Origin of the sequence: Phenylobacterium sp. (assembly GCF_037138395.1) — a bacterium.
Classification (GTDB): domain Bacteria; phylum Pseudomonadota; class Alphaproteobacteria; order Caulobacterales; family Caulobacteraceae; genus Phenylobacterium.
Genome location: NZ_JBAXIM010000095.1, coordinates 1 through 9,772, shown reverse-complemented (window position 1 = coordinate 9,772; position 9,772 = coordinate 1). Strand labels below are relative to the sequence as shown.

Below are 9,772 nucleotides of genomic sequence, written 5' to 3'. Positions count from 1 at the left end.
GCCGGCCTTCGGCGAGGTGGCTGGCGATGGGGTTGCCGGTGACCTCACAGGGCGAGGACCAGGAACAGGGGGATGAGGACCCCGCCAACCAGGGCCAAGGCGGAGGCGAGACGATCCCGGGCCGACCCCAGGGCAAGGGTAACACCCAGGAAGGTGGTCAGGAGCAGGAAGGCGGAGGCGATTGCAGCGAAGGCCTTGAGCGCCTGATGGGCGAGTGAGGTCTCCTCCGGAGGCTTTGAGTCTGCTCCGGCCTTCGTTGGCGTGGCGGTACGGCTCCGGATATGGGTCGTCTGGTTCTTGTGCAGGCTCGCCGCCTTCAGGACCAGCGCCGAGGGCGCGTTTCCGGGCCGGATCTTGTGCAGGTCAAAGACCTGAAGGACGCCGGTCAGCGCAAAGAACAGCAGGGTCGGCGCGAAGAAGAGCCCGGAAAGTCTATGCAGCCTGCGGAGGGCGTAGGTCGGCATGGGGCTTCCCGGGATTCATTTGGCGGCGGCGCCCGGGATGTCTCCCGGGCGCAAAACACTTGGGCCTAGAAGGCGGCCTTGAGTGTGAGCTGGTAGCTCCTCGGCGTCAGGTATTGAGGCGAATTGGCGGCCCCGCCCTGGGCGGAGGTCAGAGCGAACTGGTCGGTTCCGACGACCAGCGCCTTCCCCTTCATTCCCGTCAGTGGCTGGCGGTCGGCAAGGTTCAGGACCTGGAGCTGGATGGCGTACTGTCCGAACTGATACGTCGCCGCGAAGTTCGCCTGCGCCCATTCCTTGATCCGGCCCGTCGGGGCCACTTTCCCGGAGGCGGCGATCGCCATCTGCGACCCGATCCACTTGCTGTCCAGGGTCATGACCAGGCTGTCGTCTGTCGTCAGGAGGTCATGGGCCTCAGTGCGCAGGCCAACCGCCGAGGTCCACTTCGGGGCTCCAGCCAGCTGCTTGTCGTTGCCGCCGGGGTTGACCGCATCGTCCTTGCCGATCGCACGATTGCGGCTGTAGTTCGTGTAAGCCGAAAGGCCGGGAAGGAAGACATAGGTCACCTGGCCTTCGATCCCGCTGTAGGTGGCTCCACCCGAATTGGTAAAGTAGGTTTGCCCGTTCAGGGGATTTGTCGGATCGTTGATCGTATTCGACTGGAGTTTATGCTGGAATTCGATGTTGTAGATATCGGCGTCGAAAATCAAATTCCCACGCGAATAGACCGTGCCCAACTGATAGGCCATGGACTCCTGCGGCTGAATTTCAGCATAATTCGGATTATTAACATACATGGAACTGATGTTGGGCACCAGGAAGCCCTGGGAGGCTTGCCCATACGCTGTCCAATACGGCGAGAGCCGGTAATTCACTGTGAGGAAACCCAGCGTCTTGTCGTAAGTCTTGGAGAGATTGAGAGGTTGAAGCGTACTCAGGACTGGCGCGTGGATGTAGAGCTCAAAATTGAGGTACTTCGCACCCGGTGTGATGGTCAGCTTGTCGTCTACCTTCCAGGCATACTCGCCAAAAATCTGGTAGTAATTCCAACCACTATACTCGTTATACTTCGTGTCGAGCGGTGTCTGGCAGATCCCGTCGTAAGGTTTTCCCGGAGCAGTGGTCTTGGGGTACCCATAGCAGTCGGCGACGGGCGGGTTCGTCGGGACCTTCGCCGCCTTCAGGGTTCCGAAGTCCTTGGTGGAGAAGCCCGTCACGTTGCTGCCGGGGACGGGCAGGGCGATCTGGAAGGTGAAGCGCTTGGTGCGCGCCACTTCGTACATGCCGCCGAAGGTCAGTTCGCCGGGACCGATATCCTTGGCGAACCGGATCACGTCTCCCTTAACCCGATACTCGTTGCGCTTCAAATAGCCGCCGAGACCGGGGATCTTGTTTGCGGTGTAACCGGATCCGCCTGCGGGATAGGCAAGTCCTGAGATGTTGGTGATGACAGTCGGGCCGCCCGTCGTCGCACCGAATGGAGTGGAGTAGTCGTTCGTGTTAGCCGACAGAGTCTTATTCGAATACCAGTAGCTGTAGACGGTGTTTTCCATACGTATGCCGGGGCCAAACTCGCCGGCGACTTTTATATACTCGAAATCCGTTTGCTTTTTTGTATAGTTCCAATCTTTGTGGCAGCTATAGAGCGGGTTATCGCAAAGAGCAAAATTGGATTGACCCGTTTTTTCGATTTCAGCGATCGTTCCATTGCTGACATCTGACTGGTTGTAGTGGTTGTCGCTCCGCGTGAAGAGAGCCGTGACGTCCCAGCTATCCGAAATCGGCAGCACCATCTTGAGGTACTGGTCGCCACCGCCGGAAGGGCTGTTGGTGAGGTAGCCCTTCGTTCCGTACTCCTGGAAATTGGCGATGAAGTTTGCGTCGTGCAGGGCGGCGACGGGCCCCGATGTCAGGGTCGTCACAGACTGCCAGGTGTTCCAGCTGCCGAAGGTCAACTTCTGACGAAGGCCAGCCTGATCCTCAACCGGAAGGGAGAACAGATTCAGGGATCCCCCGAAGCTGGCCTGCCCGATGTCCGTGGCGTCACCGGGGCCACGGTTGATGATTACGCCTCCGATCGTGGAGTTCGGAAAGAAGGAGTTGGCGTGATGGGAGGGGCCATTGGTGTCGCCCCATGGAATTCCGTCATAGGTAATGTTGAACTGCCCGTCCGCGACGCCCCGGAGCGAAATCTTCGACCCATCTGTCGAGCCCGGCCCATTGGCGTTCCCGGCGCTGACCATCGAGACAGCGAGAACGCTGGTGGTGGTGTAGTCACCGATAGTTGGCGTATTTTGCTCAATGAAGGCTCGATCGATGACGGCCGTCGGTTCAGTCGCTTCAAGCGAAGACTTGACTGGCGCCACGGTCGCAGCTTGGTTCTTCGGCGCGACGACGATGACCTCTTCGACGTCACCTTCGATGACTCGGGTTCGACGCTCGGAACTCTTGTCAGCGCGAGCTTCCTCGGCGGCTGCAGGCATGGCCGAGGCGGCGATGCCCAAAATGACTGCAAGGCACGTAAACGACACGCTGCCATTAAGCAGTCGCTTTGAGTTTTGAATTTTCAACTTTTTAATTCCCCGATTTCGACTGGCAAGACTCTTGCGGAAATCAGTGAGAATGAGTTCTTTTACTGATAGGAATGAAGAGTCTAAGCCCAAGCTATAGGGTTCGTAGACCCTACAGACACCCCATCGCAAATGAATTAAATTCGATACTTTCGTGACAATTCGGTGATGGCGAGGGTTGGGTGTCTATCCTGCTGTTTCGCATCCCCGCCACACAAGGGGCTTTGCCAAGGGTGCATTGCCCCAGATCGGCGAGCCGTCAGCCCCACATACACCTCGTTCCGGATAGCCGGCGGTGGTGTTCAGGGGATGTCAGCCTACGCGGGTCGGCTCCAGCCTTGTCACCGTCACGACACCAATCGGCTTCATGTCGCCTCGCCTGGGGAGGCTCTAGCCATCATGATCTTCAATCTGTTCGACGTGACCGTGCCAAGGTTTCAGCGCGCGCTGAACGTGTTGCTCGGCTTGCTGGAAAAAGCCGAGGTTCACTTCGAGGCGGCCGGTCCCGGCGAGGCGCTGTCCGGTCTTGCCGAGCTGCGCCTCGCCCCAGACATGAATCCCCTTCCGTTCCAGGTCCAGGCGGCCATCAATAACGCCCTAGGCGCCACGAGACGTCTTCGCGGCCTGCCGCCCGATGACCTGGCCGGGCTCTCCACTCTGGAAGACATGCGGCGTGCGCTGGACCAGGCGCTTCGGGAACTGGGCGCCCTTGCCCCGGTGGACTTCGACGGCGCGGAAGACCTAGAGATCGTCCTGCCCAGCCCCAAGGGCGCCCGTCACCTTCAGGCCCAGGACTACGTACTGAACCTCGCCCTGCCCAACGTCCTCTTCCACACCGCAATGGCCTATGCGCTGCTGAGAATGGCCGGGGTGGACATCGGGAAGCGTGACTTCCTGGGACCGCTGCCGCCGCGGCGAGCGGGCGACGGGACAATACCGGCTTAAGGGTTTGCACTCCGGCGCCTGGGGGTTTCCTGCCAGGCATCAGGATGGCCGGCTTTGGGAGTCCGTGACAGAGGGGCGGCCCTCCAGCCTCGCTCAGCCGGCGCTCACCAGGCTCCAGGCAAGGGCTTCCCCGGCGTGGAAGGGAACCAGGTCAGCCGCCGGCAGCTTCAGAACCTCTGGAACCGGTATGGGGCGACGCTCGAGGGTCACCGACCCCGCATTCAGGGGCAGGCCGTAGAAGCGTGGGCCGTTCTCGGAGGCGAAGGCTTCCAGCCGGTCCAGGGCGCCGTCCTCGTCGAAGATGAGGGCGTAGCTTTCCAGGGCGTAGGGGGCGTTGAAGATGCCCGCGCAGCCGCAGGACGTCTCCTTGTCCCCCACCGGGTGCGGGGCGGAGTCCGTGCCCAGGAAGAACTTGGCCGAGCCCGAGGTCGCCGCCCGCCGGAGGGCGAGGCGGTGCGGTTCGCGCTTGACCACGGGCAGGCAGTAGAAGTGGGGCCGGATCCCGCCCTCGAACATGGCGTTGCGGTTGATCGCCAGGTGGTGCGGCGTGATGGTCGCAGCGATGTTGGGCCCCGAGGCTTCGACGAAGGCCACGGCGTCGGCCGTGGTGATGTGCTCGAACACCACCTTCAGGGCGGGGAAATCGCCGACCAGCGGGTTCAGGACCCGGTCGATGAAGACGGCCTCGCGGTCGAAGATGTCGACCTCGTGGTCGGTGACCTCGCCATGGATCAACAGGGGCATGCCGATCTTCTGCATGACCTCCAGCACGCCGTGGATGTGGCGCACGTCCGTCACGCCGGCTGCGGAATTGGTGGTGGCGTGGGCCGGGTAGAGCTTGCAGGCGGTGAACACCCCTTCGGTGAAGCCCCGCTCGACCTCGGCAGGGTCCAGTCCGTCGGTCAGGTAGCAGGTCATCAGGGGCGTGAAGTCCAGGCCGGGCTCAACCGCCGCCAGAATGCGCTCCCGGTAGGCCCGGGCCGCCGCGACGGTCGTCACCGGCGGCTTGAGATTGGGCATGACGATGGCGCGCCCGAACTGCCGGGCCGTGTAGTTCACCACCGAGGCCAGCATGACGCCGTCGCGCAGGTGGACATGCCAGTCGTCAGGCCGGCGAAGGGTCAGGCGCGACGGCGCGCCCTGCGTACGGCCAGGAAGCGCAGCGGTCTCAGACGACGGCATGGACTGGAATCTCCGGAAACATCCCCGGTCGTCATGATGGCCCAGGCAAGGACTGAAACCCAGTGGAATTGACCGTGGCCCAAGCTCCCGCCCCCCGCTGAAACCGATCGCTCCGGAGCCGATGCGCGCCGACGGCCTGAAGACAGCCCGTTTCGCCGGCGCGCCCATCCTCACCTTCCTCGAGGACGCCTGCTGACCCGGGTTCGCCGCCTTGCCCGCCTTACCCGAAGTCCAGGGTCAGCTGGACGTCGCCAGCTGGCTTTGCCCGTCCTCGCCCACGGTCTCCCGCCCCCTGCAAGCCGGACTTGCGGCTGCCATGGCGGGCGGCGATGACCCGGGCAGTGCCCTTGTGGCGACTGTCGCGGCGCAGGGCGTGGAGGGTTTCGCGGGCCCCCCGCATGGCCTCGGCGTTGTCCACGATGGGGGCGGGATAGGTGAGGCTGGCCGCTCCCTCCCAACGCCAGGGCTCATGGACGAAGGCGTCAGGGACGGCCGCGAGCTCGGGAACCCAGGCCCGGACGAAGGCACCTTCTGGATCCTGGTCGTGGCCCTGCTTCACAGGGTTGTAGATCCGGAGCGTATTGATGCCCGTGGTGCCTGACTGCATCTGCACCTGCGGCCAATGGATTCCGGCCTCGTAGTCCACGAACTTCCGCGCCAGGTGCAGGCCGCTTTCCCGCCAGGGAAGCCAGAGATGATAGCTGGCGAAGGACATCAGCATGGCGCGCATGCGGAAGTTGATCCAGCCATGGGCGTCCAGCGCCCGCATGCAGGCGTCGAGGAAGGGATAGCCGGTCAGGCCCCAGCTCCAGGCCTGAAGGCGGTCCGGATCCGGGTCGCTGGGGCGGACGCCGTCGTAGGCGCGGTGGAGGTTCTCGAACTCGATCCGGGGCTCGTCCTCCAGCTTCTGGACGAAGTGGCAACGCCAGTGCTGGCGCCCCGAGAATGAGGCCAGGGACGCTCGCCATCGTCCGGCGTCGATGGCGCCCGACGCCCGGAGCCCGCGCTGGTGCGCCCAGGTGGCCTGGGCGACTTCCCGCATGGAGATCGTCCCCCAGGTGAGGTGGGGCGAGAGCCGCGAACTGGACGCGTAGGCCGTGAGGGGGCTCGACATTTCCCGGCGATAGTCGCGGCCGCGACTGGACAGGAAGCTGTCCAGAACCTCCAGCGCCCCAGTGCGCCCGCCCTTCTGGCGATGGGGACAGGGATCGGGCGCAAGGCCGAGGTCGTCCGCTGACGGAATGCGACCCGGCCAGTCGCCGCTGAGGGGAACAAGCGCCACGGGTGGGGGCGTCACCGGCAGGGCCATGTCCCGGTCCCAGGCCTGGGACCAGCCGTTCCTCGACTTCAGGCGGCGGATCACGCCGAACTGGCGTTCCTCGCGCCAGGGAACGCCCGCCGCCTTCGCCCAGGCACCCACGGCCAGGTCCCGGGCGTAGGTCCAGCTGTTTCCGGTCTCCTCGTGGCTCCAGAGGCCGGCGATACCGTGACGCTCATGGATCCGGCCCAGCACCTCCAACGCCTCGCCGACCTCGACCAACAGGGGCTGGCCCAGCCGGGCCAGCGACGCCGCCAGTTCGCCGAGGCATTCCGCCGCAAAGGCCCACTGCCTTCCTGAGGCGTCCGGCTGGGCCCAGAGCCCGGGCTCGACGATGTAGAGGGGAAGCACCGGTCCGGCGTCTGCGGCGAAGGCGAGAGGGCGGTGGTCTGCGATGCGCAGGTCGCGCTTGAACCAGACGACCTGCAGGGGGCGGCTCACCGGGACCTCCCCTGTTGCAGCAAGGCCGGGATCTGCTTGCGAAAGGCGAAGAAGCCCGCCGTTGCGTGGGGCCAGAGGCGGGAGTCCCAGTCCCGGAGGACCTGGACGAGGCGCAGGCCCTCGGCCTCAAGGCCCTGCGCGGCCTGCGCCAGGGCGTCAGCCGTGGGACCCACAGGCGCGTAGGGCGTGACGAGGGTCCGCACCTGCGCCGCCTGGGCTGCGGCGACCAGGGAGCCGGCGTCGAGGTGGTCCAGGAGGGTTACCGGCCCCCCCACTCGCCCGGCCAGGCGATCGGCTGCGTCCATTGCCGCGCCAGCAGTGAACCCGCGGGCGGCCTCGCCAAAGGACAGGCGGGAATCCAGCGTGACGACCGCGGCGGCCGCCCTTGCCGGGTCGATCCCTCCGAGGTCGGGGGTCAGGTCCTCCGGCGTTGCCAGCAGCAGGAAGGGTCCCGGAGGCGCAGCGCCTGCAACGGAAGGAAGGCCCGCCGGGGGTTCGGGCGCCGGCTCAAACAGGGCAGACGCCTCCGTCGCCAGGCCCGAGGGGGCAAAGCGGCCCCCGGTGAAGCGGGCGATGTTCTCCCGGGTCGCCAGGTAGGTTTTCCCCGGGGTCTGGAGGCCCGCGACCCACCGCCAGGACAGGGTATTGCTTGCCGGGTCGGCGTCGACGAGCCGGCGCAGGAAGAGATCCGCCCCCAGGGCCCAGGGCAGGCGCAGGGTGAAGATCCAGATCGAGGCGAACCACATGCGTGCGTGGTTGTGCAGGTATCCGGTCTGGGCGAGTTCGCGGGCCCAGTCGTCGAAGCCCTCGATGCCGGTGCGGCCCGCCTCGGCGTCGGCCAGGGCCTGCGGGTCCGCCAGGCCATCCCGCTGGCGGTCGCGCGTCTCCAGGAACCGCGACCAGGTGGAAGGCCGCATTTCCAGCCAGCCCTTCCAGTAGGTACGCCAGAGCACCTCCTGGATGAACTTGTCTGCACTGGCGGGGCCCTGGGCCTCCAGGACCGCGTCGACCACCTCGGCCTCTGAGATTACCCTGTGGCGAAGGTAGGGGGATAGCCGCGAGACCGCGCCGGGTTCACCGGGTCCCGGGTCCAGGTTTCGGCCTTCCGCATAGGCGCGTCCCGCCGCCGGGACAAAGCCGGCGAGACGCTCCAGGGCGGCTTGGCGGGTCGGCGGGAACATCCCGGAGTCTGGCACGATGTCCCTCTGATCCCGTCATTGGCACGGAGCGGCCTGGGCCATGCTCCCTGCCGCCTATGTGTCGCCGCACCTCAGGCGAGGGAAGGGGGGGCCTCGGGATAGTGGCGCGAGAGGTCGCTCATTTCCCCCGCCGCCGCCGCGATGATCGCCTCGGCCAGGGCCGGAACCTCTGCGTCGTCGACAGTCCTCAGGTCGATCAGGACCCGGTCCTGCTCGATCCGTCCCAGCACGCGGATCTCGCCTGTGCGAAGGCGAAGCGCCAGGTCCTCGGTGCTGAGCCGCGGGTGGCGGAGGGCGAGGGCCCGGCCAGCCAGGGCCCGCATGGGCAGGGCTCCACCGCCGGCATAGCCCTCGGTCTCGACGATCTCCGTCTCGAGGTCCGCAAGGCCTTCGACCCGCGCCCTGAGTTCCGTCGCCCGGGCGGTCAGCGTTCCGGCCTCCTGGGCCAGCAGGCGCAGGACGGGAATCCGCTGGAAGGGATCGGACGGCGGGCGATAGAGCCGCAGGGTGGCGGCGAGGGCGGCCACCGACAGCTTGTCCAGCCGCAGGGCCCGGGCCAGGGGGTGGGCTTCCAGCCGCTCGACCAGGTCCCGGCGTCCAGCAGCGAGGCCGGCCTGGGGCCCGCCCAGCAGCTTGTCCCCGCTGAACAGCACCAGGTCCACGCCCGCCCTGAGGCTGGCCTGGACGGTGGGCTCGTCCGGAATGCCGAAGGGCGAGAGGTCCACGAGGGCGCCGCCGCCCAGGTCCTCGATCAGCAGCAGGCCATGGGCGTGGGCGAAGTGCGCCAGGCTCTCCAGGGAGGGGACGCTGGTGAAGCCCGAGATCCGGAAGTTGCTCGGATGAGTCCGCAGGAGGACCCGGGCCTCCGGATGGTCGGCCAGGGCCTTCTCGTAGTCCCGCAGGTGGGTGCGGTTTGTGGTCCCCACCTCGACCAGGCGCGAGCCGCTCTGGGCCACCACGTCGGGGATGCGGAAGCCGCCGCCAATCTCCACCAGCTCGCCCCGGGAGACGATGACCGGGGCCCCTTCCGCCACTGCAGCCAGGGCCAGCAGCACGGCGCCGGCACAGTTGTTCACCGCCATTCCCGCCTCGGCGCCGGTCATCTCGGCGATCAGGGGATCGAGGTGCGCCTGTCGTGACGACCGCCGGCCAGTGTCGAGGTCGAGCTCGAGGTTGGCGTAGCCCGCCGCCGCCGCGGCCGCCGCCATCGCCTCCGGCGCCAGGGGTGCCCGGCCAAGGTTGGTGTGGATCACCACGCCGGTGGCGTTGATCACCGTAAAGAGGGTCTGGCGGACACCCTCGACCAGCCGCGCCTCTGCGGCTTCAAGGATAGCACCGGTCGTCGGGAGGAGGTCCGGGTCTATGGCGAGGCGGGTCCGGGCCTCGGTCAGCACGCCGCGGACGGCCCGGGTCAGGGCTGCGGCGCCGTAACGGGCCTTCAGTGGCTGGGCGATGGGGTCGTCACAGAGGGCACCCACAGCCGGGAGGCGGCGGCGGGGGTCCGGTCGGGCGGCCTTCGGGGTCCTCAGCGTCACGACGCGTCTCCCTCTCCGGGCCGGACTATAGGGAGGCGAGGCGACGCCGGGCAAGCGAGGCAGATGACCTTGGCCCCGGTTCGACGTAGGGAGTCCTCATGCGCCGCCCCCGCCCGGGACC

At 66.4% G+C, this 9,772-nt stretch carries 7 protein-coding genes; 1 reads left to right on the top strand and 6 read right to left on the bottom strand.

Annotated elements, in window-relative coordinates; genetic code table 11:
• Positions 1 to 44: 44 nt before the first annotated feature.
• Positions 45 to 464 (bottom strand): hypothetical protein, encoded by a 420-nt coding sequence (locus WCJ52_RS08745; RefSeq protein ID WP_336902919.1) that lies wholly within the window; start codon positions 462 to 464, stop codon positions 45 to 47.
• 65 nt (positions 465 to 529) lie between these two features.
• Positions 530 to 3,031 carry a TonB-dependent receptor gene (locus WCJ52_RS08740; RefSeq protein WP_336902918.1) on the bottom strand — a complete coding sequence of 834 codons (2,502 nt, stop codon included), beginning with the start codon at positions 3,029 to 3,031 and terminating at the stop codon, positions 530 to 532.
• A 399-nt stretch (positions 3,032 to 3,430) separates the two neighbouring features.
• Here WCJ52_RS08740 and WCJ52_RS08735 point away from each other — a divergent pair, with 399 nt between their 5' ends.
• Entirely contained in the window at positions 3,431 to 3,976 is a 546-nt protein-coding gene (locus tag WCJ52_RS08735) for a DUF1993 domain-containing protein (protein WP_336902917.1), read from the top strand.
• Between the two features lie 93 nt (positions 3,977 to 4,069).
• On the opposite strand, the gene pyrC is transcribed toward WCJ52_RS08735, so the two are convergent.
• The 4 genes from pyrC to selA form a co-directional block, all read right to left on the bottom strand.
• Complete coding sequence (pyrC, locus tag WCJ52_RS08730) at positions 4,070 to 5,158, bottom strand: dihydroorotase (protein ID WP_336902916.1); 1,089 nt, start codon at positions 5,156 to 5,158, stop codon at positions 4,070 to 4,072.
• A gap of 220 nt (positions 5,159 to 5,378) precedes the next feature.
• Positions 5,379 to 6,917: a deoxyribodipyrimidine photo-lyase gene (locus WCJ52_RS08725; protein WP_336902915.1), complete on the bottom strand. Its 1,539-nt coding sequence runs from the start codon at positions 6,915 to 6,917 to the stop codon at positions 5,379 to 5,381.
• On the bottom strand, positions 6,914 to 8,113 hold the full coding sequence (locus tag WCJ52_RS08720) for an FAD-binding domain-containing protein (protein ID WP_336902914.1): 1,200 nt from the start codon (positions 8,111 to 8,113) through the stop codon (positions 6,914 to 6,916). Before WCJ52_RS08720 ends, WCJ52_RS08725 begins: the two co-directional genes overlap by 4 nt.
• Positions 8,114 to 8,187: 74 nt before the next feature.
• Complete coding sequence (gene selA / locus WCJ52_RS08715) at positions 8,188 to 9,651, bottom strand: L-seryl-tRNA(Sec) selenium transferase (RefSeq protein ID WP_336902913.1); 1,464 nt, start codon at positions 9,649 to 9,651, stop codon at positions 8,188 to 8,190.
• Positions 9,652 to 9,772 lie beyond the last annotated feature (121 nt).